General features: G+C 40.7%; 25 protein-coding genes. 15 read left to right on the top strand and 10 right to left on the bottom strand.

Annotated elements, in window-relative coordinates:
- Nucleotides 1-161: 161 nt before the first annotated feature.
- Nucleotides 162-836 (top strand): HAD family hydrolase, encoded by a 675-nt coding sequence (locus IC007_RS00295; RefSeq protein WP_232048945.1) that lies wholly within the window; start codon nt 162-164, stop codon nt 834-836.
- Here the strand turns inward: IC007_RS00295 and IC007_RS00290 are convergent.
- From IC007_RS00290 to IC007_RS00270, 5 genes are all read right to left on the bottom strand, one after another.
- On the bottom strand, nt 833-1,525 hold the full coding sequence (locus IC007_RS00290; RefSeq protein ID WP_149528180.1) for a phosphoglycolate phosphatase: 693 nt from the start codon (nt 1,523-1,525) through the stop codon (nt 833-835). The genes IC007_RS00295 and IC007_RS00290 overlap by 4 nt on opposite strands.
- Nucleotides 1,506-2,336: a TIM barrel protein gene (locus IC007_RS00285; protein ID WP_149528179.1), complete on the bottom strand. Its 831-nt coding sequence runs from the start codon at nt 2,334-2,336 to the stop codon at nt 1,506-1,508. Before IC007_RS00285 ends, IC007_RS00290 begins: the two co-directional genes overlap by 20 nt.
- A 211-nt stretch (nt 2,337-2,547) precedes the next feature.
- On the bottom strand, nt 2,548-5,544 hold the full coding sequence (locus IC007_RS00280; RefSeq protein WP_149528178.1) for an FAD-binding and (Fe-S)-binding domain-containing protein: 2,997 nt from the start codon (nt 5,542-5,544) through the stop codon (nt 2,548-2,550).
- A complete protein-coding gene (locus IC007_RS00275; protein WP_054845362.1) occupies nt 5,531-5,989 on the bottom strand; it encodes an HIT family protein in 459 nt (152 codons plus the stop codon). The genes IC007_RS00280 and IC007_RS00275 overlap by 14 nt, the downstream gene beginning before the upstream one ends.
- 106 nt (nt 5,990-6,095) lie before the next feature.
- The gene (locus IC007_RS00270) at nt 6,096-6,695 is read right to left on the bottom strand and encodes a hypothetical protein (RefSeq protein ID WP_054845361.1); all 600 of its coding nucleotides are present in this window, start codon (nt 6,693-6,695) and stop codon (nt 6,096-6,098) included.
- Nucleotides 6,696-6,750: 55 nt separating this feature from the next.
- Here IC007_RS00270 and IC007_RS00265 point away from each other — a divergent pair, with 55 nt between their 5' ends.
- Nucleotides 6,751-6,957: a hypothetical protein gene (locus IC007_RS00265; protein WP_054845360.1), complete on the top strand. Its 207-nt coding sequence runs from the start codon at nt 6,751-6,753 to the stop codon at nt 6,955-6,957.
- A 226-nt stretch (nt 6,958-7,183) separates the two neighbouring features.
- Nucleotides 7,184-7,687 carry an NUDIX hydrolase gene (locus tag IC007_RS00260; protein WP_054845359.1) on the top strand — a complete coding sequence of 168 codons (504 nt, stop codon included), beginning with the start codon at nt 7,184-7,186 and terminating at the stop codon, nt 7,685-7,687.
- Here the strand turns inward: IC007_RS00260 and IC007_RS00255 are convergent.
- Nucleotides 7,665-8,318, bottom strand: a complete 654-nt coding sequence (locus tag IC007_RS00255; RefSeq protein ID WP_054845358.1) for a chlorite dismutase family protein — start codon at nt 8,316-8,318, stop codon at nt 7,665-7,667. The genes IC007_RS00260 and IC007_RS00255 overlap by 23 nt on opposite strands.
- A gap of 7 nt (nt 8,319-8,325) precedes the next feature.
- Nucleotides 8,326-9,522 (bottom strand): hypothetical protein, encoded by a 1,197-nt coding sequence (locus tag IC007_RS00250; RefSeq protein ID WP_232048944.1) that lies wholly within the window; start codon nt 9,520-9,522, stop codon nt 8,326-8,328.
- A 109-nt stretch (nt 9,523-9,631) separates the two neighbouring features.
- Here IC007_RS00250 and IC007_RS00245 point away from each other — a divergent pair, with 109 nt between their 5' ends.
- From IC007_RS00245 to IC007_RS00220, 6 genes are all read left to right on the top strand, one after another.
- Nucleotides 9,632-10,291, top strand: a complete 660-nt coding sequence (locus tag IC007_RS00245) for a uracil-DNA glycosylase (protein ID WP_232048943.1) — start codon at nt 9,632-9,634, stop codon at nt 10,289-10,291.
- Nucleotides 10,292-10,318: 27 nt separating this feature from the next.
- Complete coding sequence (locus IC007_RS00240; protein WP_149528177.1) at nt 10,319-11,935, top strand: hypothetical protein; 1,617 nt, start codon at nt 10,319-10,321, stop codon at nt 11,933-11,935.
- Entirely contained in the window at nt 11,935-12,753 is an 819-nt protein-coding gene (locus IC007_RS00235) for an NAD+ synthase (protein WP_149528176.1), read from the top strand. The genes IC007_RS00240 and IC007_RS00235 overlap by 1 nt, the downstream gene beginning before the upstream one ends.
- Nucleotides 12,726-13,559: a nitrilase-related carbon-nitrogen hydrolase gene (locus tag IC007_RS00230; protein ID WP_232048942.1), complete on the top strand. Its 834-nt coding sequence runs from the start codon at nt 12,726-12,728 to the stop codon at nt 13,557-13,559. The genes IC007_RS00235 and IC007_RS00230 overlap by 28 nt, the downstream gene beginning before the upstream one ends.
- Before the next feature lie 521 nt (nt 13,560-14,080).
- On the top strand, nt 14,081-14,347 hold the full coding sequence (locus tag IC007_RS00225; RefSeq protein ID WP_054845472.1) for an ArsR/SmtB family transcription factor: 267 nt from the start codon (nt 14,081-14,083) through the stop codon (nt 14,345-14,347).
- Nucleotides 14,348-14,351: 4 nt separating this feature from the next.
- Entirely contained in the window at nt 14,352-15,236 is an 885-nt protein-coding gene (locus tag IC007_RS00220; RefSeq protein WP_054845353.1) for a LysO family transporter, read from the top strand.
- Here the strand turns inward: IC007_RS00220 and IC007_RS00215 are convergent.
- A complete protein-coding gene (locus tag IC007_RS00215; protein ID WP_054845352.1) occupies nt 15,222-15,782 on the bottom strand; it encodes a hypothetical protein in 561 nt (186 codons plus the stop codon). The genes IC007_RS00220 and IC007_RS00215 overlap by 15 nt on opposite strands.
- A 34-nt stretch (nt 15,783-15,816) precedes the next feature.
- Between IC007_RS00215 and IC007_RS00210 the strand changes: the two genes are divergently transcribed.
- The 6 genes from IC007_RS00210 to IC007_RS00185 all read left to right on the top strand — a co-directional run bounded on the left by IC007_RS00210 (nt 15,817) and on the right by IC007_RS00185 (nt 21,500).
- Nucleotides 15,817-16,548 (top strand): class I SAM-dependent methyltransferase, encoded by a 732-nt coding sequence (locus tag IC007_RS00210; protein WP_054845351.1) that lies wholly within the window; start codon nt 15,817-15,819, stop codon nt 16,546-16,548.
- A 118-nt stretch (nt 16,549-16,666) separates the two neighbouring features.
- Nucleotides 16,667-17,017: a PadR family transcriptional regulator gene (locus tag IC007_RS00205; RefSeq protein WP_054845350.1), complete on the top strand. Its 351-nt coding sequence runs from the start codon at nt 16,667-16,669 to the stop codon at nt 17,015-17,017.
- A gap of 165 nt (nt 17,018-17,182) precedes the next feature.
- Nucleotides 17,183-18,868 (top strand): dihydroxy-acid dehydratase, encoded by a 1,686-nt coding sequence (gene ilvD / locus IC007_RS00200; RefSeq protein ID WP_054845349.1) that lies wholly within the window; start codon nt 17,183-17,185, stop codon nt 18,866-18,868.
- 30 nt (nt 18,869-18,898) lie between these two features.
- Nucleotides 18,899-19,438 (top strand): hypothetical protein, encoded by a 540-nt coding sequence (locus IC007_RS00195; RefSeq protein WP_149528175.1) that lies wholly within the window; start codon nt 18,899-18,901, stop codon nt 19,436-19,438.
- Between the two features lie 150 nt (nt 19,439-19,588).
- Nucleotides 19,589-20,659, top strand: a complete 1,071-nt coding sequence (gene asd / locus IC007_RS00190; RefSeq protein ID WP_054845471.1) for an aspartate-semialdehyde dehydrogenase — start codon at nt 19,589-19,591, stop codon at nt 20,657-20,659.
- A gap of 37 nt (nt 20,660-20,696) precedes the next feature.
- Complete coding sequence (locus tag IC007_RS00185) at nt 20,697-21,500, top strand: hypothetical protein (RefSeq protein ID WP_149528174.1); 804 nt, start codon at nt 20,697-20,699, stop codon at nt 21,498-21,500.
- Here the strand turns inward: IC007_RS00185 and IC007_RS00180 are convergent.
- Complete coding sequence (locus tag IC007_RS00180) at nt 21,491-22,624, bottom strand: LUD domain-containing protein (protein WP_054845345.1); 1,134 nt, start codon at nt 22,622-22,624, stop codon at nt 21,491-21,493. The genes IC007_RS00185 and IC007_RS00180 overlap by 10 nt on opposite strands.
- Nucleotides 22,617-23,501 carry a heterodisulfide reductase-related iron-sulfur binding cluster gene (locus tag IC007_RS00175; RefSeq protein ID WP_149528173.1) on the bottom strand — a complete coding sequence of 295 codons (885 nt, stop codon included), beginning with the start codon at nt 23,499-23,501 and terminating at the stop codon, nt 22,617-22,619. The genes IC007_RS00180 and IC007_RS00175 overlap by 8 nt, the downstream gene beginning before the upstream one ends.
- Nucleotides 23,502-23,558 lie beyond the last annotated feature (57 nt).

The following is a 23,558-nucleotide window of genomic DNA, read 5'->3' as shown; positions in this document are numbered from 1 at the left end:
CGAGGCTTTCCGCCCCCTTAACCCCCTTTTTCTGTAAGCTATTAACCAGGGACCAAAGGTATTTAGTATAAATATCTTGTGAAAATACTAATGTTGAGTTGTTCTTTTCATGCACCACAAACGGAAAATGTAATAATTCTCCAAGGTAACTTATCACAGAAATGACTATTGATACAGTTTTAGTTGATATGGGAGAGACCCTTGTCTCATTCAATCCTAAGTATCACCAGAACGTGGCGATCCTCCTGAATAATTTCGGGTACAAGATAGATGAGAAGAAGGTATTCAGGGCAGTGTACAAGGTTCTGGGGAACCATCACTATCCCCACCCTGAGATCTGGGGACTTTCTCAGCCAGACTTCAGGGACATTTTCCTAGAGTTAGGACTGTACCCTGAGCCGAGAATTGTGGAGAAGTTGAACAGTTCACAGCTCCTATCAAGTAAATGGGGTCTATTCGAGGACTCTTTGTATTTTCTTGAGGAAGTTAGGAAGAGAGGTAAGAAACTCGTTCTTGTAACTAACTCTACGGATAGCGTATTCAGGATAGTCAAGGAAACTGGAATAGAGAAGTACTTTGACTCTATAGTGACCTCTTACGAACTCGGTATTATGAAACCGCACCCCAAGATATTCAGCTACGCGATGAGTAGTGTCGGAGGGAGAAATGGAGTACACATAGGGGATATTTACGAGATAGACTACATTGGGGCTAAGAGGTCTTTCGTTACTCCTATCCTCCTAGATCGTGATGACTTTTACGATGACCTGAAATGCAAGAAAGTTAAGGACCTGAGAGGGGCGCTTAAAGTCATAGACAAGATGGACGAGAGCTAGGCCTCACTTGACTTCAACTCTCCTTTCTCTATCATGTCTAATAGCTCCATTATACCCTCACCGTCCTCATGTGTCAAAACTACGTCGGCTATCTCCTTGATACAGGGAACAGCGTTCTTAACAGCGACTTTTACGTCAACTACTTCCATCATCTTTAGGTCGTTCTCACCATCTCCGACTCCTACCGTTAGCCCACCGAATTTGAGGATCTCCTTCAACTTCAAGATCCCGCTTGCCTTGTTTACTCCCTTGGGTAGCAACATGGCATCTCCTCTGTTATATTCCACATCGCACAGCTCATTCAACGACGAGATCTCCTCGTGGCTTAGTTTCCTGTTATTAATGTAGATTATCACTTTACCTAAGCTGTAAGGTATATTCATCTCTTTTAGGGTTGACGAAATTTTCTCCCTTTCGTGAAACCAGCATTCAGGTGCATTAACTTTTTCCTCCCCTTTAACGAAAATCAAAGCCCCGTTCTCAAGTACCCATGCAGTAGGGGTGAACCCTCTAGCGAAAACATCTATCAATCTCTTCTCTCTCCCAGAGACTACAGCAAAGAAATTGTTCTTAGCGAAGTTCTCTACTCTTTCCTTAACTCTATCATCCAGGAAAAAACCATCCTTCTCGTGGGCAAGGGTCCGGTCGTAGTCAGATACAACCAGGACCTTATTTAATGACGTAACCATAGTTCTTTAATATATCTCTCATTTTTAAGGCATCCCTCTCTAATTCTGGGCTCTCACAGACCAAAGAGATCGATATGTCCTCCTTGATTAAGACCTCGGCTAAAGGTTTGAACGGAGGCGCTTCAGCCTCTATAGGCACGTGGACGTCAACGTACTTCCCCTTACTCATCTTCAACGACTCAAAGTGAGAATTGATGTGAGTTAGGTTAAGTTCCCTCTTTAGCCTTTCTATGATTTCCTTATAGTCTATCTTTCCACCTTGCCTGGCAAAGGTGTGTGCCCAGTCTATGTAGGGGATTACTCCTTTCACTTCCTTGGATATTCCTATGACTTCGTCTAAAGTACCTAAAGCAGTCTCCTTAGCCATGGTCTCTATCCCGAACTTGACGTTCTTTATTCCTCCTTCTCTAGCCCTATCTACAATGTCTGTCATCTCAGCTTTGACCTTCTGATAGCACTCTTCAGGTTTCATCTTACCGTAGAACGCAGCATGAATCGCTATAGCGTCCGCACCCATTGCTTCAGCCCTATCTGCCGTATCAAGGATCCTCTGTTTAGACGCTTTAACCTTTTCCTCTTCGCTCGAACATAAGTTGATGAAATAAGGGGCGTGAACTGATAGCCTCACTTCTAATTCCTTTGCTACCTTCCCTGTCTCCTCAGCAGTCTCCCTTTTCATTCTTACTCCCTGAACGAACTCAACTTCCATCGCGTTGAGGGACATTTCCCTTATTGCCTTCACTCCGTCAATCGTTGTTCCTTTCTTAGCTGAGAATGGAACCCCTGCAGTACCGAGGAAAATCGTTGCCATGGAGCTACTAGAGTTAGTTTTGGTTTTAACTTTATGCTAGATTGCGTTGAAACATGAGAATGAACAAGAAGGCTTCGCCATAAAGCAAGGTTATCTTTGACGTGAGATGAGAAACCAGAAATGTGTTTTAAATCAGCTGTTTCAATTATTATTCTTTTCAAGTACTCAAAAATAGAGTTTCACTTAAAAATTACATATAAATTAAATTACATTAACTAATATTTATCTTATGTGCAACTATATCCTTTATTTTTGCCTCGTTCTGTCTTATCAGGGTCACTATAGATGATATTACAGTTCTATCGTCGAACTCCTCAGTTGTCTTCGACCTCAAAGTAGAGAGAAATGGTTGAATTACTTGATCCATTTGAATTGAGGAGATCACATCAGATAACGCTCTAACGAAAGACGCGGCTACAGAAACCTTATTCATGTTTGATTCCGACGCAGATTTAGTTATTTGGTCTGTCAATCTCATTGCTATGGAAGAACCTACTTCATCTATAGCATCATTAATCAGAGGTTCAATTATCTTCTTGTATTCATCTATCCCTGAGGAGGAGAAGCTCAATGTCTCTGCCATTACGTCTGCTCTCTCCATAAGGGACGAGAGAATTGATGCAGATACAAAGTTCTGGAGTTGCTTTCTATCCTCATCGGACAATTTAAACGAGGTAACGGTATACTCGTCAACTGTAAGTCCAGCCTTTCTGGCCAAGAATTCGATTAAGGTCTCAGCCTGTATTCCCACGCTTCTAAACTTGGCTGCGGCCAATGGACATAGAGTAACAATTTTGCCATATCTCTCCCCTAATGTTCTAGCCATGGTATCCGCCCTTCTGCCCAGGTTGCGTTCAAGTATCGCACCAGAACAGCCTTCTATCTTCTTTACTTTGAAACCTTTATCTCTCAGTCTTTTCATTACCTCGTCTGCATAGTCTGCTGAGAAGCACGCTACATGAAGGTTTACCTCTTCGTTCTTACCATCTATATTCACAGTCTTCAAAACTCTCATGTCGAATGGAACTACATCAAAAATTGTATCGGTTTTCGCAAAGTTAGAATAGTCTTTATACGCCACTGCCATCGTTTTGTAGTCCTCTGGAGCTAAGGTTATTACTTCCAAAGCATTTGAAAATACATCAAAGTTCTTCTTCATCTTATCCATTAGCAGGGAACCATTCCCGCTTATGTAGTCCATGAAACCGCTATCTCCAGTAGTTCCAATTAGACGAACTTTTAGACCGAGTAGTTTCAAGAATTTTAATGCAATCACTGCAACGCTAGGATTTGCTATTATGTTCTTGCCAACAAATAACACACTTTCGCTATTATTGTCCACTACCTCAGAAATAGACGGATCATTTAACAGAGGTAAGTCTACAGGAGGCTCGTCTGGAGATTTCTTAGCTACTGCTGCGTTCAGCTTTATGAGCAATGTAGAAATGGGTATTTTAGCTGGACATACGCCGTCACATAGTCCGCATTTGTGACATCCAGATATCTCGGCTATAGTACTATCTGGTATATCAATAGATCCCTTAAGGTAATAGTATGCTATTGCACCTTTTACCATATCGAACATACCCTTCGGAGCATAAGGCCACTCTGGGATGAGCCTATACTGAGGGCATACAGTTACACACATCGCACAGTCAATACATTTCAACCCGAAGTCTGCAAAGTCTCCCAAATAATTGCTCACAAATTTATATCCGTCTACCTCCCCTCCTGGGGCAAGCTTTTTGGCTAAACCTATGCCGAACCTCAACTTCAGTGCCTCGTTTTGTTTCTTAGGTATCTCTAATACTTCCTTGGCCCTCTTCTTAGGATCCAGAACCTTCCCTGGGTTCATTATCTCGTCTGGGTCGGTCTCTTCCTTGTATTTGGAGATGTACTCGTACCTATCTACCCCGTAGTCGGAAAACGTCTTGCTCATAACACTGAGTCTGTTTTTAGTATATTTATGAGCAAAAATTCCTATAGACAGAAGTGACCCTCCAGCCTTGATGAATTCCTCCATCATAAGAGTGTTTTTAGCAAGATCATAGATCACCTTCTTATCTATTGGACTAACGCTAACCTCGGTAAACGCATTAACTAGAAGTACTTCTCTCTTCTCCAGGTCTATATCTACGTCATACCCTCCGTCTGGGGTTATTGTACCAAGTTTACCTAAAAGCTTCTCCATGCTTTCCAAGAGCTCCTTCAGTTTAGTGTAGTGAATCAAACCGTGCTGATGAACAAGCATTCCCTTAGTCCTCAGAGCAGCGTTGACACCATGATTGAAAGACCACCAACCCGTCCACTCCCCTTCTGAGATCCTTCCTCCAGTAGACTGGGCTATCCTGTATAGCTTGGGTTCTACTAACGTAGACCTAGTTGAGGGGTAAAGTATGACCATATTCCATTTGTTTGGCTCCAACTTAGCTTTGAACTTCTCAGCTATATAGGACGATATCCCTGGCCCTCTCACTTGAATGTGCCATGCAGGTACGACTTCTCTGTAGAACTCTCCTATCGCGTTAACAGTCTGATCTATGTTGTCGTACGATATAACCATCGCTTCGTTAGGAGAGGAAGGCTTGAGCTTGACTCCTGCTTTTACAATGATACCAGTTATTCCCTCTGCTCCGCAAACTAAGGCTAGGTCCTTCCCCTCTAAATGAGCTAATTCCCCCTTTGTGTTTATCATGTCTACGAAGCTCACGTTATCGGAAATGAAACCGAACTCATAGGATCCAACACCTAGAGCATCACTAGCTATTCCTCCTCCTACAGTTGAATCGTAACTAGAAGGGAAAGTCCTCAATTGCAATCCCTTCTGTTGGGCGTAAATGTCAATTATCTTCCACGTTGCTCCAGGATCTGCTATTGCCGTCCTCTCGTTCTCGTTTATAGTTACGTTCTGCATTTTCGAGAAGTCAATCAGTATTCCTCCATCTGCAGGGATACCGTTGCCGTACCTATTTGTACCTCTGCCGTAGGGGGTTATAGGCACGTTATACTTAAGAGCTACCTTCACTAACTCACTCACTTCCTCTATACTCTGTGGGTAAACTACGTAATCTGGAACTATGTTAAGCTTGATCCCGCTCCAGACTAGCTCAGGGACAAAACCCATGTCTGATGAATGAGAAAGCCTGCTGGCTAGATCATCTCGGAAGTCATCTCCAAATAGTTTTTCAAGTTCTTCACGAAGACCCATTTACTTCACCACTAATCTCACTTTTTGATAATATAGATTTAATTGTATCAGTAATAATGTTTTGCATGGATCTATAATAATCTTCCGCTTGTTGCTTTCTTGGAACAAAGGATGGAAATTCGGGATCGTCAGACCAAGCTGGCATAATGTGAAAATGAGTATGAAATATCACTTGTCCTGCGCTCTCTCCTATATTAGAAACTAGTCTTATTCCATCAGCCTTCAAGGCAGTCTTTACAGCGTTCGCTACTAACTTAAGACCTGAACATACCCTCCCGATCGTGTCCTTATCCATTTCTAGAAAGTTTTCAGAATGAATGTTCGGAACCACCAAGGTATGTCCTGGGTTTATAGGAAACTTGTCAAGGAAAGCAGTAACATAATCGTCTTGATAGACTATAAATGCGTTTTGTCTATGTTCCACAATATCGCAGAATAGACACATATAAGATATCATGATTTCTTCTTATTAGTTCCATAAAAGCCTTTGTATGAAATCCACTAACTATGTAATCGACAAGCTCGCGAATATAAGAATATCATGTAATACCTTATTTTTGAGTTAACCGCCTTACGTACTTCATGGCCTCTTGATATGTCTTTTCCCAATCTATTTTAAAAATAATATAGCCTAAGACTGAGAAGACCACGATAGAGATTATTCCTATCTCTACTGGATTTATGTTAGTTACCTCGGAAATTCCTTTAAGTCCAAGTATCTCGGTACTTATTTCAATTGAACTTTTAATTATCTTGGCTACAATACTGATTTGAAGCATCGAAAGGACGTTAAGTTTCGCTGCACCTCCAGCTAAATAAAGAAAGTCGTCCATAGGAAGAAATGGCATCACTGAAGCTATGAACAAAGTAGCCGAAAATCCTCTGTTTACACCTATACGTTTAACTAACATTACGTTTCTGTTCTTCTGCAGAGGTTTCTTGACGGATAGCCCTATTAAATACATTACTGGTTTGGAGAGCGCTGCACCTAATCCAGTGAAGATGCATACTAAGAGAAAAGACAAAGGATTCACTCCGTTTTGAAGGAGCGCAGTCGCAGCTATCAGGGTGTAAGGTCCTCCGAAGAATGGAGTTGCGTTGAACAGAAAAGAGATTGCAAAGAGAAAGACAAACAACGCTAGTGATAGCATTTAATATAATTAAGGCTTATCGCTTAAAAGTTCTATCAGAGCAAAGCAATAACCTATGAAAGTTATTCTAGAAAATCCCGAGTATAAGGGTGAAATACTCGAGGTAAGGCTAAACGGAGAGGATATCAGATCGTTTGCTCCAACAAGGATAACTTCGCAGAGACTCATAATGGATATTGGAGCTATTCCTAGAAAAGGTAAAAACATCTTGGAAATATTAACAAATAATGGCGGATACATAAGGAGATATATAGAAATTTAGTTGCTAAAACATTTATTATTAATTTTCTTCGAGTAATAAAATATATATCCTTATCAAAAGTTATCCCTCTAAGATATTTTTAATCTTCAGCTATATCTAGACAATCAGAATTTCTATGATATATTAGACTTTATCCGCTTTAACATAAGTTCATTCTTTTGTAGGACTTATTCTCTTGCGCATATCAGATTAAAATATAGTCAGAGTAATCTATCGTAAGATAAAAATGAAGATATATCATGGAAGAAAGTTCGATCTGGAGGTCGAGAAAGTTACGCTACCAAACGGGGTAGAAAGGGAGCTTGAAATCGTGAAGCACAGAGGTTCAGCTGCAATACTGCCTATGATCTCGAACGATGAGATGATCCTGATTAGGCAATACAGACCGGTAATCGGGAAGTACATCTACGAAATACCTGCAGGAAGCGTAGAGGAAGGAGAGGACGTAGAGATCACAGCTAGAAGAGAATTGGAGGAAGAAGTAGGTTATCAAGCCGAAACCATGGAGAAGGTACTCAGCTTCTATCCTTCTCCAGGTATAACGAACGAGGAGATGCATCTCTTCCTAGCTCAAGGATTGAAATACGTTGGGGCAAGACCAGAACCATATGAGATTATAGAGCCCATCAAGGTAAAAGTGAATGAAGCCCTCTCTATGATAGAGAGAAAAGAAATAGTTGATGCCAAGACTATAATAGGAATATATTTCATTTCAAGAAGAGTGATGTGAGCTCTGCAGTTTCCCCTACAAGTATAGGCTCCTCATTTGTAATCCATTTTCTAGCTTTAGCTTCTCTCAACTTCTCTACCACAACTGTCCAATCTGAGAGGGAAGGCATCTCATATAAGACAACGAACTCGTCGTCCTGAATTCCAAAGGAATAAGTAGTATACGACCTTATACCTTCGTTTTTAGGGTGCGTCTTAGCCATCTTTATATGCTCCATCATGATGTCTCTCCTTTCTTCGAAGTTCAGCAAATACCATTCGGGAGACTTCTTCATAGGATATGCAACGAAATACTTTAGCTGTGGTAAGTCCAGTATCTTTCTAACGTCCATGTCTTTCCCCATTTCGTATGGAGAAGGCCTGAATACTGATATCATGGAGTAGTTCTCAGACGCGTTACCCCTAAGCGAGGAAATGAGAGAGAACTTAGCGTCGTTAAGTGAGCTAGTATCCTCAGAGCTCAACCAATAAAGCAAGTCAGATTTCCATCTCATCGATACAAATCTCTTTATAGAGATAAGACGCGTCTTTAAGCTCTTCTCAGTCTCTTCCAATCCGTTAATGAGAGATGCGCGTTCTTCCTTTGATTTAGACCACCAAGAGTTATCTAACTTTAATGACATGACATACATGAATGCTTCATTCGTCTTTGGACACCTCTTCGTCTATATCGCTATAGAGGATTAAAGCTTCTTCAAGGCTTGCTAAATATCCAACAAACATGTTCGACAAGTTCCTCTTGATCTCCTCGTCTAGAATTTCCATCCCGTCAGGTGTAGGACCCATCATTATTCTAGAAGCGAAATCTTCGAATTCCTTCTTAGTAGAACCTAAGATAAGGAAACCTACTGGAACTAGGAGCATCCACGGATTGCTCTCCTTTATCTCTCTAAGCACAGTCTGATCTGCTCCGAAGTAGTCTATCTCAGAATCTGCCACGCCTAGCTTAAGAAGAGTCCTTCGTATTCTCTTCTTGACCTTCTGAGTCTCTATATCTAGCTTATCTAGAGTTACCGGGTTCCCTATTACTACGTCAACTCCACTGCTCTCTGAAAGTCTGTCTACGTACGTGGTTCCTCTTATGACCGTTGAAAGTCTTCTCTTGTTCTTAATTTTTGGCATCAGCGCATCGTCGGGATTGAAACCTATAATGTACTTAAAGATCACCCCAACGTAAAGTGTAGCTCCGTTAGAGTACTTAACTTCTATAGGCGATGGAGAGCGACCTATTGACTCCCTATAGATCACTATGAAGTCGTCCTCGTTAACTAATGACTTAACATACTCCTCGAAGTCATCTACCTTCTCTTTCCTGTTCTCTATCAATTGGCCCATTTCATTATATAATTTAATTGAATGAGGTTCAGTAGAGAAGTCTGCGAAAATCTGCATTAAAGGGAAAGAGTCCTCTTTCCTTAATATCGTTGCAGCTTGAATAAAATTGGAAAATTTGACTATCCCTATGACGACCTTCGTTTCAACTTCAGATGACACGGCAGCATGTTTGGAAGCTGCAAGCGCCAATTTCTCTAGGTCATGCCATATGCTAGAGAGAATTAGGTCTTCGGTCTCATTATCTTGGCCGAACTTATATATTATCGTTTCCACACTTAGCTCATCGGCTACTTCTTCTATGATCTCTTTTATCAAGGAATCTATTTCTGGTATTGGAGGAAGAATATAGTGATCTTCGTCCTCCATAGTTCTCTTGTAAATGTGAAGACCGTTATCCTGCAACTCGATATGAAGGATTTCCTTCTGCTGTCCTTCCTTGTCTAGTAGAGAACAAGATACCTTTGGTTCGCTCTCGTTGGAAAGTACTTGTAATATCTTCACTTTGATCAAACCTTCTTTAAACCTTAATAGCATCACATAGTAGAAAAACCTTATCCCTACTAGCGAAAATACAGGGATACTTAAATAAAAGTCGATATAAAAATAAATTGTGATTAGAGACCTTGAGGACGAAATATTAGGCTGTACTCGCTGTTCCAGGCTTATCGATTATATACGAAAGGTTGCAATAGAGAAAAAACCAAAATATAGAAACTATCAATATTGGGGAAAACCATTACCTGGTTTTGGAGACCCAAACGCTTGGCTTTTAATAGTAGGCCTGGCTCCCGCAGCCCATGGAGGAAACAGAACGGGAAGGGTATTTACGGGGGACATGTCAGGAGAAAGAGTTTACAGAGCTCTATACGAGATAGGACTCAGTTCTTCCCCTAAAAGTGAAAGTAGATACGACCTAGTAGAATTAAAAGGAGTTTACCTAACTAACGCAGTCAAGTGTGCACCCCCGAAGAATAAACCAAATAAGGAAGAAATTGGATCTTGCTCGTACTTTCTGAAAAAAGAGATTGAATCATTACCCAAGCTGAAGGTCATACTTACCTTGGGAAGAATAGCCTTTGACACAACGACAAATATCCTTGGAATAGATGGAAAGTTCAGTCACATGGCAATTTACAGTACAAATAGATTAACCGTCGTGGCTTCATATCATCCCAGTCAGCAGAACTTTGTTTCTGGTAGATTAACTTGGGGAAATTGGATATCAATTTTTTACAAAATAAAAACACTCTATACATCACATAATGCTTAAAACCATGTTCTTCTACTATTCTAGCTGATGATGCTGAGGCGAAGCGTAGTTTACATATTAGTCGGAACAGTAATACTATCTTCGCTTTTCGTCCTCAACTTCAAGCTCAATATACTTAATAACCCAGTAGAGGCAGGACTTATTTCAATTTCGTTCTTTGGAGTTATAGCAATTTTCATGTTCAGCCTCAGCCCAAACCTTCTATCTTCAACCAGAAAAATAGGCTCAGTCGATAAAGTGATATTCTATATTTCAATTACGATTTACACATTAATCTCCATAGGGTTGATCCACAACTATGGAACAGATGACCAAGAGTATATAATGGAGGCTTTGTCCTACTTTATGAAGGGACAAAACCCGTACTTAGGCTTATACTATCCCGTAGATGCTAGACCAACTTACACTATATACGGAACCGTAGTGCATAACTTCGTCTATCCTCCACTCTCATTTTTGATATATTTACCCATAGCTCTATTGCTTAGCCTCTCAAAGTTGCCGTTGTATTATAGCAATGTAGTTAACATCCTTTTCCAGGATGCACTCGTATTTCTCATTTTTAGAGCAGGCTTAAAAAGAGAGGATCCTATAGCCACGCTTCCTGTAATATTTCTGTTCATAATAGCAGACGTTGAAGTTCCAGGATTTAGCGGCGTGTCCGCCTCAGTCTGGGGTACATTTCTGGCAATAAGCTACCTATATGACGATAAGAGAAGCGGAATAGCCTTAGCTCTAGCGAATTCGTTCAGCCAGATCTCATGGCTGATCACACCTTTCCTTCTTCTGTACAAGTTCCGAACCTCAAGAGGTACCTTCTTTACTAATCTGAAGTGGTTTTTAGGAACCTTAACTGGAGTCTTTCTACCCTTTATGCTGTGGAGCCCTGAAGCTTTTCTTCACATTTTTACCACAGACTTGAATACTATTCCAGTAGGATTTACAGGAATGACGCTTTTAAACTTCACGGGAATCTTTGAGGTAGAACCATGGTATTTCACGATAATGATGGGAGCAATAGGCTTATTCTCTCTCTATCTCTATTACAAGGCTTTTAAGACCCTAAGAGAGACGTTATGGATATATCCCATGCTTGTAATGTGGTTCTCTTGGAGAACCTTAACAGAATATTTCATGATATGGCCTATGCTGATGTTCCTTTCAGTTTTCAGGCTATACGACTTCAGTACTGTGCAAACTAACTTCCCTGAGATAAGACTTCCGAAAAAGGAGATAGGCACAATATTTCTTTTATTATTCACAGTTGCCGGAAGCCTTGGTGTTATCGCACATACTCAATATGTTTCACAAGACCCGCTTAGAATAGTTTCAGTCAGTCTAGACAGCAAAGGAAGCCCCATATATTCATTAAACATAACAGTAGAGAACATAGGAAAATCTAGTACAAATATAACATTAGTTAGGGTCTCGGTTCCAGATCACCTTAACATGGTTTGGAATTATAGTCCAAACTATCCTATTAAACCCGGATCGAACGCAACGATTAAAGCTTACACGGATCAACACGCTCTAGAGATAAACGGTTCCTGTATAACGGTTCAGGTTTATTCGTCTTACTATATCAGCGAATATAAGTTGAATTTAACCTCTATTAATATGTCTACTTCCAGTAACATATCTTGATGATGCAAGAGTTAGAAATGGACTGGAATTTCGTCTCAAATTACTTAATAACAAGACTTAGGGAGTACATCCAAGCTTCTGGGAAAAAGGGAGGAGTTATAGGACTGAGCGGGGGGATAGACTCCTCCGTAGTTCTAAAACTATTGACTCAAGCTACCAGGAACGTTCACGTCCTTCTAATGCCGTCTGAAAGTACTCCGGCAAAAGACATACAAGATTCCTACACGATGCTAAGAAGTGTGGGAGCGCCTTACTCTGAGATTAAAATTGATGACTTAGTGAAGTCTTTTTCCTCCAAGGTGGACAGCGACGACAAGGTATTGGTTGGGAACATAAAGGCAAGAGTCAGAATGACCTTACTTTACGCATATGCACAGAAACTTGATTACTTAGTAATAGGAACTGGAGACAAGAGCGAGATTCTGCTAGGCTACTTCACAAAATACGGTGACGGTGGAGTAGACGTCTTGCCCATAGGGGATCTATATAAGACTCAAGTAAAGAAACTTGCACAACAAATTGGAATACCCAAGAACATAATCGAGAAACCAAGCTCCCCAGCCTTATGGGAGGGACAGACTGCGGAGGGCGAATTAGGAATTGATTATGAAAGTGTAGATAAAATTCTTTATCTTCTCTATGAAAAATTTATGGACCCGCAGAAGGTAGCTCAAGAAGTAAAAACATCAAGAGAGAACGTGGATAAGGTGATTAGATTAGTCAGAAATAATGAGCATAAGAGGAAGATGCCTGAAATATTTAAAATATCTGGGAGAACTGTAGGTTCAGATTGGAGGTATCCAAGGATATGGGAATAAACGTAGAACTTGCTCAGATCCACGTCAAACCGGGTAATGTAAAGGACAACTTAGAGAAACATTTGTCAATCATGAGGAAAAGCGTAGCTGACTGCGTTGTCTTCCCAGAACTTTCTTTGACCGGGTATACGACTAGGGATTATTTCTTCAATGTTACTCCCAGTGTGGACTCAGCCTTAGAGAAACTTATGACTACAGTAGATGATATTGATAAGTGTGTCGTCCTAGGAATCCCAAGAGAAGTGAGGAAGGGCATACTGAGGAACTCCGCTGTAGTCCTCAGAAAAGGAAAGAAACCTCTATTCATCGATAAATTATATCTTGCTAACTACGACCTTTTTGACGAGAAAAGATACTTCCAAGAAGGAGACGTGAAGAACCTGAGGACGTTCAAGTATAAAGGAGAGACTATGGGCACAGTAGTCTGTGAAGATGCTTGGCATCCGGAACCAATAGAGCTTCTCACCAGGAAAGGAGCAGACATAGTCTTTGTGATATCCGCGTCTCCTTTTAGGTCTTCCATGATAGATATCAGAGATAGTTGGAGATCACTAATAATTGCTCATTCACTAATGAACTCTGTATGGATAGTCTTCATCAATATGGTAGGACAAGGCGAAGAGGAATACTTCTGGGGAGGATCCATGATTTCTTCTCCTTCTGGAAAAGTGGTAATGAAAATGGACGACATGAAAGAGGAAACAAGAACCTTCTTGATCAACGCTGAAGAAAACAGAAGGGCTAGGTTCAGCTCTGGTGCCAAAGACCATCGAAAAGAACTACATAAATACTTATATCATTACTGATTCTCTTGGTTCTTTTCGACATAAAGCAATCTATACGACAAAGGACTTCGGACTTTTTTCCATCTGAATTGGAGAAATCTTGTCTAGATATATTACTTTACTACTCAAGATTATTATACGGAAAGAAATGCTAGCTCAAAGGCACTCTACAATATTCTTTATTTTAATAATACTATTCATTATATTCCTTTTATTATCATTTATCAGTCCTTTATTTCTTATTCCTTCTATCTCTATAAGTTTTCTACTCGCAGGTCCTAATTATAAGTTAGTAATTCCATTCTATTTTATTCTTATATTAATCTTAGGATTGAAAGCCGATTATTACTTTATAGGGTCTTTTATTACAGCATTCATAATAATAGTAATTTTTATAAAAAACTATTTTAAGAACCTATCATTATAATTTCTTTCTAAAAAGAACCATTTTATTAATATATAAGTATTTTAATTCAGTTAAAAAGCATTGAACTCTCATTAAAATGTTCAGAGTTAAGAGGTTTGTCTCCAAATTTCTAATCATGTTAGTAAAGGTTGAAGAGCTCCTCGAAAATAAAGGATGGGAAACAAGAAAAAGAATTATTTTTGAATTGGAAACTAAACCATGCACTGCGTACGAATTATCCAAAAAACTTAGTTTAAATTACTCTACAGTAAAATATCATCTAGAACTATTAGAGAAATTTGGAATAATAACTAGGAAACCCAGTAAACACAAAAATGTATATATAACAACTAAAAATATCAAGACAATTGAGAAATATTTAAGTGAGGAAAGTATGCAGTAAAAATGTGCTTGACGAGGTAGAGTTCTCTCTCGCTTTCATATCGCTTTACGTGAGTTTCGGCTTAATTGGTAAGCTAAAGAGAAACGAGAACATAACGAAGGTAAATGATATAGTCGTTTACATTTTAATTTTCTCTATTTCTTTATGGGCTGGTTCTTCGGTCTCAATTAACGAATTACTTAGCCTAGTTTTGTATTCAGTGTTAGGTTCAGTGATAATCATTGTCGTGACTTATGAAATAGGAACTATCTGGAAAATGAGGGGAAACGTTAAAGTTGATAGCAGGAAAACCAACCAACTTCAGTATAAATACGGAATTCCCTTTCTATTAGGTTGGATCGTGGGGTTAATTGTTAAACCTGATTTGGCATATTCCACAATAATTGACGTGGAACTTTTAGCCCTAGCAGTTTTCTTAGGTTACTCGACAGCTAACTCTATGACAATAAAGGTAATAAGAGGGTCTCTAAGTAAGGGCGGTATATCACTTCTAATTGTTATAATAGGGAACTTGATAGCAGGCGTGATATTTCATTTCATAGGAATGGGAAGCCTCAAGCTAACCGAAATAATAGCCATGGGAAGCGGATGGTATACTTTTACTGGACCTTTAGTTTCAACGTATTATTCCCCTTATTACGGATCTATAGCTTTCTTGATAAACTTCTTTAGGGAACAGCTTTCCTACGTGATCCTTCCCTTCCTTCTTAGGATAAGATACAACCCTTACTCGGCTATAGCAGTCGGTGGAGCTACCTCCATGGACACGACACTTCCTCTGTACGCTCTGCTCTTGGGCGACGACTACGTTATGACTGCAGTCTTCAGCGGAGTGACACTTACCGTGTTCATCCCCATATTCCTACCTCTGATGTTAAATCTTCCCTAATTTTATCATTATTACTATAGCAAGGACTATTACAACAGCTACGACTATGATCGGAACGTAATCTATACTGGAAGAAGGCTTGGATTGAGTGTTCACGCTGATGTTTATCATGTTAATCGTGATGTTTTCGTAAGATCCATTTAGCTTGAACAGAACACCACCAAGGAAGTAAGCGTCTATAGGTATCTGCTCTCCTCTCACGTACGCATCTCCTACGAATTCCTGGTAAGTATTCCCTTCTATCTGAACTTGACCTTTATATTTCATTGAAACGTTTTCTCCATCTATAGGGATGTAATTAGGGAAACATCTGGAGCTGTCAGTGTAAGTTCCATTTAGGACTGGCGAGCCATTTGGTGTACTTACTTGCAAGGAGTAGACAAGAGGGTTCGTCTTTTCAACTGTATAATTATAAGTATAAGAGAAAAGCGAGGTTCCGTCTGCTATTGTGGCATCTAAAATATAACTACTCCCCTGCGATAGAGCAGTAGGAGTCAAAGACACTAAGAAGATCGCTAGCAAAATCAAAGAGAGACCAACATTCATATCATATTTTATTGTCAGAGCACAGTTTAAAGTTATGGAAACAGAGAAGAAACTTGTATTCGAGTCAGACTTCTACATTAAGCAGATTATGAAGCTATGGGACGAAGGCGAGAAGTGGGCCTCCTGGATCTCAGAAGTTGCGAACAAGTATAACGCTGGAAAGAAAATCTTAGATGTCCCTTGCGGAATAGGAAGAATATCACATTTCTTATCGAAGAAGGGCTTTGACGTAGTGGGAGTGGACATCTCTGAGAAGATGATAAAGACAGCGTCTGAGAACACAAGTAAGGCTTCATTTAGGATAGGAGACATGAGATACCTGACGAATATTTTTAATGAAGAGAAGTTCGACATCGCGATTAACATAAACAACAGCCTCGGATACTATAATGAAGAAGAAGATGTAAGGATACTGGAGCAGTTAAGGGAGGTGACTAAGAACCTTGTCATAATAAATCTGGACAATAGAGATTATACAATATACAATAAGCCAAGCGAGTACTATACCTACGCTCCGCCTTATCTGGTTTTGTCGAAAGAGACCTTCGACCCCACGACATCAAGGCTAATTGTGAAAAGAACCTATTTCATGGACGACAAAGAAGTAGGTAAAATAGAGTATAGTCAACGCCTTTACAGTCTTCATGAAGTCCTTGCTATAGTGAAGAAAGCCGGGCTAAAGCCTGTCGAAGTAGTAGCTGGGCATTCATGGAAGAATTTTAGCATAGACGATTCAGAAATGACTATAATATCGAGTGTAAGCTAGGATGTATAGGAAAAATAAATAAAGATGATTAAATTGGCCTTAACTGAAATTAATGATGACTGCACGTCAGGATGAATAGATAGTTTATTTTTTAAATTAGGTTGACTTACTGTCATATATGCCTTTTAGAGAAAAACCAAAGATGATGATACTGAAAGGATTAATACAGATACTAATAGCGTATTTGCTATGGAACAAAGGTGACATGTACGGATACGAAATAAAGAAGAATCTGGATTCCCTATTGCAGAAGGAAGTTAAAAGAAATATAGTCTACATCACACTTAAAAAAATGGAGGGAAACGGTTTAATATCGTCCTACGATAATCAGGGCACTAAGTATTATCAGTTAACAAAAGATGGACAGGAATTTTTAAATTTCCATGTTCCAATATTAAAGGACTACGTCGGGATTCTTAGCAAGATAGTTAACACGTACCAAACTAAACATATAAATGAGACCAAATGATTTCTGTCCCTAGATCTTCTCAGCTTCGGGAAGATATAATGTCTCATGTACTTTCAGATAGAAAAACTCTAAGAACGTTCTATTTCTTTCTAGAAATTAAAATATAAAATTCTTAGATTCGAGCATATCATGAGCTTTTAAACTATTTGCAAGTAAGAATTCTCTATGAGCTCTATAAAGGGAAGATCGAATCTAATTTACGGAGGATACGAGAAAGCTCCCAATAGAGCATTCTTGAAGGCAATGGGCCTAAACGATAACGACATCTCTAAACCCCTTGTAGGCGTTGCAATAGCGTGGGACGAGGCAGGACCTTGTAACATACACTTACTTGGATTGTCGGGAGTAGCTAAAGAAGGGATAAGGGAAGCCGGTGGGACACCGAGAGTATTTACTGCCCCTGTCGTCATAGACGGCATAGCTATGGGAAGCGAAGGAATGAAGTACTCACTAGTAAGTAGGGAAGTGATAGCGGACACTATAGAGTTGGTTACAAATGCACATGGGTACGACGCTTTCGTAGCGTTCGGAGGCTGTGACAAGACCGGCCCGGGAATGATGATGGCCATGGCTAGGATCAACATACCTTCAATTTACATGTACGGAGGAACTGCTCTCCCTGGAGTTTTCAAAGGGAAGCCTATCACTGTACAAGACGTTTATGAGGCGGTGGGATCTTATAGCGCGGGGAAAATGTCAGCTGAGGATCTCAGAATAATGGAGGATAACGCTATACCTGGCCCAGGGACTTGTGCCGGACTTTACACAGCTAACACGATGGGGATACTCTCCGAAGCTTTAGGAGTTGCGTTACCAGGTAGCTCGTCTCCCCCTGCAGTCGACTCTGCCAGAGTCAGGTACGCTAAGGAGACTAGCAGGACGATCGGGAAATTAATAGAGAACAGAATAAAGCCAAGGGACATAATGACTTTCGAGGCGTTTGAGAACGCTATAACAATGTTGATGGCAACCGGGGGATCAACTAACGCCGTGCTTCACTTACTGGCAATAGCGAAAGAGGCTAACGTGAAGCTCACTTTAGACGATTTCGATAGAATTAGTAAGAAAACTCCCACAATAGCTTTCCTGAAGCCAGAGGGAGAATATGCCATGTACGACCTACACAGAGTCGGAGGGGCTCCTCTGATCCTGAAGAAACTACTCGAGGCAGGACTTTTACACGGTGACGCTCTGACAGTAACGGGAAAAACAATGGAGCAGAACCTCAAGGAATTTCAGTTACCTAACGTGAGTTACAGTCACGTAGTAAGAGACGTTAAAGAACCGTTCTTGCCTTCAGGTGGAATAAGGATTCTGAAGGGAAACTTAGCTGAAGAAGGGGCAGTAATGAAAGTGTCAGCGAGTAAAGTAAAGAGACACAAGGGCCCAGCTAAGGTGTTCAACTCGGAGGAGGAGGCATTCCGCGCAGTGCTGGATAGGAAAATAGTCGAAGGAGATGTGGTTGTCATAAGATACGAAGGACCTAAGGGAGGACCAGGAATGAGGGAGATGCTTGCCGTAACTAGCGCGATAGTCGGTCAAGGTCTTGGAGAGAAGATAGCCCTAATAACTGATGGAAGGTTTAGTGGCGCCACCAGAGGAATCATGGTAGGGCATGTGGCACCGGAGGCAGCAGTAGGAGGTGTTATAGCGTTACTTAACGACGGAGACGTCATTGAAATAGATGGAGAAAAGGGGGTTCTCCAAGTGGAGCTAGACGAAGAGGAAATCAAAAAGAGGAGATCCTCATGGAAGGCTCCTTCCCTACGCTATAGAAGAGGATTGCTAGCTCAATATGCAAGCCTAGTGTCGTCCTCATCAAAGGGTGCAGTGTTACAAGCTGACGAATGAGGTTATAACTTTCCGCGAAATAATTATTTTATGCCTAATCTGAATAACGTCAAGATATTTCTCATAGTGTTAATCTTTAACATACTCCTTACAACCTTAATATCTTCCCTTCCTGGGTCGAGTTTCTTTGGAAATACCATAGATAGTGAGCTGAAATCCGAAGTACCTTCTCCCTCATCAGATTACCTGGTCTCAGGAGCTTACATAGGAGCCCATAACTTTCTGATTGCTTTAGGTATGTCTATTCCATTTGTAGGAGTGTTCTGGGGGATTTTCTCACTTTCTCTTACTGCATACGCTTTTGCGTCGTTAGGTGCTATGGACAAGATACCCGGAGTTTTCCTAGTTTCAAATGAAGCTTTCCTCCCTTTCTTCTGGTTTGAGTTCATCTGCTACTCAGTAATGATGGGAGAAAGTTTAATTCTCTCTAAATCCATATTAACTGGAAATATCAACAAACTACTTCTTAGAAACTATCTCTTTATAGTAATAGGAGTAGGAATAACCTTGTTGATAAGCGGTTACGTTGAGGCCAGCTTCATAAACCTAGAAACAGCGCTAAAGATCTGATTTTTCGGGCTAATTTACTAAAATAAAACGCTAAATTATAATATATTAGCTATCTACATTTATAGTAATAAAAATGGGTATAAAGTGGGTCACTTATATTGTTAAAACAAGTTTATATTCCTGAATTTAAAGTAGTATATGGAGAGACTTATGAGAAGAGTACTTAAAGCCGCAATTTTAGGTGCGACTGGGCTAGTAGGTATAGAATACGTTAGGATATTATCACAGCATCCTTACATCAAACCGGCTTACTTAGCGGGCAAAGGATCTGTTGGCAAACCGTACGGAGAAATTACAAGGTGGCAAACAGTAGGGCAAATACCTAAGGAAATAGCTGACATGGAAGTCAAGCCCACGGATCCAAAGATGATGGATGATGTTGACTTGATATTCTCACCATTACCAGCAGGAGCAGCTGGGCCAGTAGAGGAAGAATTCGCCAAGCAAGGATTCCCAGTTATAAGTAACTCTCCCGATCACAGGTTTGACCCGGACGTCCCAATGATGGTTCCTGAAATAAACTCCCATACAGTAACCCTAATAGATGAGCAGAGAAAGAGGAGAGATTGGAAGGGATTCATAGTTACAACTCCTCTATGTACAGCTCAGGGCGCAGCAATACCCCTAGCTCCCATTTTCATGAACTTCAAGATGGAAGGTGCTTTCATAACTACGATACAATCTTTGTCTGGAGCAGGGTATCCTGGAATTCCATCCTTAGACATAGTAGATAACATATTACCTCTGGGAGATGCTTACGACGCTAAAACCGTAAAGGAAGTATATAGACTTCTCAGCGAGACTAAAAGAAACGTACAGGAGCCTGACATAAAGGAGGTAAGCCTTTCTGCTACCACACATAGAATAGCGACTATCCAAGGACATTATGAAGTGGCTTACGTAACATTCAAGGAAGAGACAAGCGCTGAGAAAGTCAAGGAAGCCATGGATCAGTTCAAGGGAGAACCACAAGAGCTCAAGTTACCTTCAGCTCCAGAGAAGCCAATTCTAATGACTAATAAGGACAATAGACCTCAGGTATTCTTCGATAGATGGGCAGGAGACCCACCAGGAATGAGCATAGTAGTGGGTAGAGTGAACCAAGTAAACAAGAAGACTGTAAGGTACGTCTCACTAATTCACAACACTGTAAGGGGAGCTGCTGGAGGAGGTGTTCTAACAGCAGAGCTCCTTACAGAAAAGGGATACCTACCTAAGTAAATCCTTTTTAATTGTCTTTCTTTACTCTCTTCTAGTCATGGACTATTTTAAACTTGTAAGGAATTTAGCCATTCCAAAGGAGGTTGCAACTAAGGTTTACAGGGTCTGTAACGGAGGGTATTTCACTAGACTTTATTACGCAAGGCCTCCTATGATAGCTAAGCTTAGGTACTGGCCCAATGGGTACACAAAGAAGATAATTAGGGATTTCCCTATCCTAGCAAGACCTAAGTACAATGAAGCATTTGAAATGCTGGTCTTCACTGATGTGTTTGCAATCCTGGGCATGAGTTCTTCGATTTCAGGCGAATCGTTGTCTATGTCTTCAATAGAGAGAGAAGTCGACTCAATTTTCCTCAAAATCAAGGAAATTGCAGAGGAACATGGCATACCTGACTATCCCATAAGGACATCGGTAAGTACTGACGCCTCTGGGCTTATACCTGATCTCCTCCAGAAGAGGTCGAAAGAGAGAGAAATGAACTATCTGTCGATACTCTCTGACGCGATCTACGACAGTGATGAGATGCAGAAAATGAAGGAGAAATATCCTTGGGCTAGGACGCTAACCAGAGAGACCTCACTTAAGGCTATTTCTTTGTCTAGAGATCCAGAGAAACTGATCACGCTTCTAAATTTCCTAATTGTGATTGTTGCAGGAAGTGTGCTCACAAACGAGTTCGACAGACTTGTCATGAAGCATGGTATAAGAGACGGGCTGAATTTCCTCATCCAGGAGGGACATAGCGCCCTAATGAACGTAGAGGAAGGTACTGACGTTTTCGCCGAATCTATAAGGAAATTAAAAGAAGATGTGAACTCCCAGATCAATTACTTCTGAGCTATGTACTTGATTCTTTCCAGCACCTTAGGTATGTTTATATCCATAGGGCAAACTTCCCTGCAACCTCCTGAATGAGCACACAATAGGGATGGTTTAGAGTCTCCATAGACTACATAAGACCACATGGCTCCCATTGGTCCAGTAAATGGAGGATCTCCCCACCTTTGACCCATAACTCTATAGACAGGACAATGAAAATGACATCTACCGCACCTTATGCAAAGGAGGGCTTCTGACAGGATTGGATCGTCTGCGGTCTTAAATCTTCCATTATCTAAAAGAATCAGGTGAAATTCCTTAGGCCCGTGGGCTGGAGAAACTCTCTTCATCTCTATATCACCTGTGGAGCTCGGCCCTGAAGTGAGGTTGACGTACGTGGGAGGATAAAGACCAGCGTAAGCTGACTGTACCATTACCTCAAGGAAGGCATGCTCTAAGGTAGGAACTATCTTCTCTACGCCGGCTATGGCTATATGGACTTCAGGCATGATAGAGGTCATCCTTATGTTACCTTCATTTTCTATGAGGAGAATAGAACCGGTATCTGCGGATATCGCGTTGGCTCCAGTTATTCCTACTTCGGCGTTAATGAACTTCTGCCTGAGGAACTTCCTCGCCTCTCCCGCTATCTCTTCATGAGATTGTACACTTGAGGTAGAGTCTATTTTCTTTATTACCTTCGAAGCTTGCTCTCTAGTCATATGTATTGCAGGAGCTATGATGTGAGACGGTGGTTCGTTGGATAGTTGGATCAGGAACTCACCTAGGTCGGTCTCCCAAACTTCCTTACCCTTGTTTATCAAATGTTGTCTGATTCCGCATTCATAAGCCACCATTGATTTTCCCATGACTATGGTACTTCTATCTCCTACTATCTTCTCGACTATAGATCTGGCTTCACCGCCGTCTTTAGCCAGGTAAACGTTTCCACCATTCCTCCTCACTGATTCCATGGTCATACCAACATATTCCTTAAGGTTACGAATCACCTCAAGCTTCGCTTGCCTAAGCCTTGATCTAGCATCTAAGATGTACTGATGTCTCTCTAGAATTGATTTTACCCTAGGTATGTTATTATTTACAGCTCTCTCAATCGCAACATACCAGATGCTCTCACTCACAAGAGATCACCTCAGCTATGTCATATGTTTCTACGTAAGGAGATAAGTTCATGTAACAGAAAGGACATTGAACTATTACTTTATCTGAAACTCCCTTCAACTGAGTTGCTCTATATTTACCGATCTCGGAGCTGAGGCTCTCGTTTATAGGAGCTAGAGGTCCTCCACAACAAAGGGAGTTTTCCCTGGAAGTCACCATGTAGTCCTCTTTCACGGAGATCCCGCCCTTCTCCAAAATCGACCTATAAACGTCACGCTTGTTCATAAACCTCGAGTATAGACAAGAGTCATGAATGACGTAAGTTCCCTTCTTGCTCGACTTCACTATATCTTTAACTAAGTCTAGATAACTTACCACCTCAATGTCAAAAGTGAAGAACTCTGAGTATCTTGAAAGCGCATTTTGTGAATGCGGATCTACAGTAATTATCCTCTTGACTCCCATTGAAAGAAGCTTGTCCTTCACTAGCCTAGCGTACTCTTCGAACTCATCTAGCATTCCTAACTCTAGAAGAAATGCCCCACTGTAAGGTTCGTCCTCAAAAAGATAACCGAAATTAACTCCGTTCTTTCTTAGGATCGAGGAGATGTTCCTTAGTATCTTGTAGGATCTCTCCAATTCCCTTTTTTCGGGATGAACTCTCTTTGCCATCCTTAAGATTGACTGTGGAGAGCTAACCCTTGATACCACGCGAGAAACTCTGTTGAAAATAGCGGAAAGTGGTGCAAGTTGATACATACATCCAGTATAAAGGATAGTTTCCCCTCCTTTCTTCTCTCCTTCAGCCCAACCAGTACATATAGATTTATCTACGGGGAAAGGAACGAAGTCCTGTTTCATGTTACTGAAAAGGAACTGCTTAATCGCGTCATCCATATGTAAAAGGAGTAGATTAAGCATTATAAAAGAAAATTCATTAGAAATTTAACTTAA

Origin of the sequence: Sulfuracidifex tepidarius, assembly GCF_008326425.1 — an archaeon.
Classification (GTDB): Archaea; Thermoproteota; Thermoprotei_A; order Sulfolobales; family Sulfolobaceae; genus Sulfuracidifex; species Sulfuracidifex tepidarius.
Note: the sequence above shows the minus strand (reverse complement) of the source record. Positions and strands in the feature narration are given on the sequence as shown.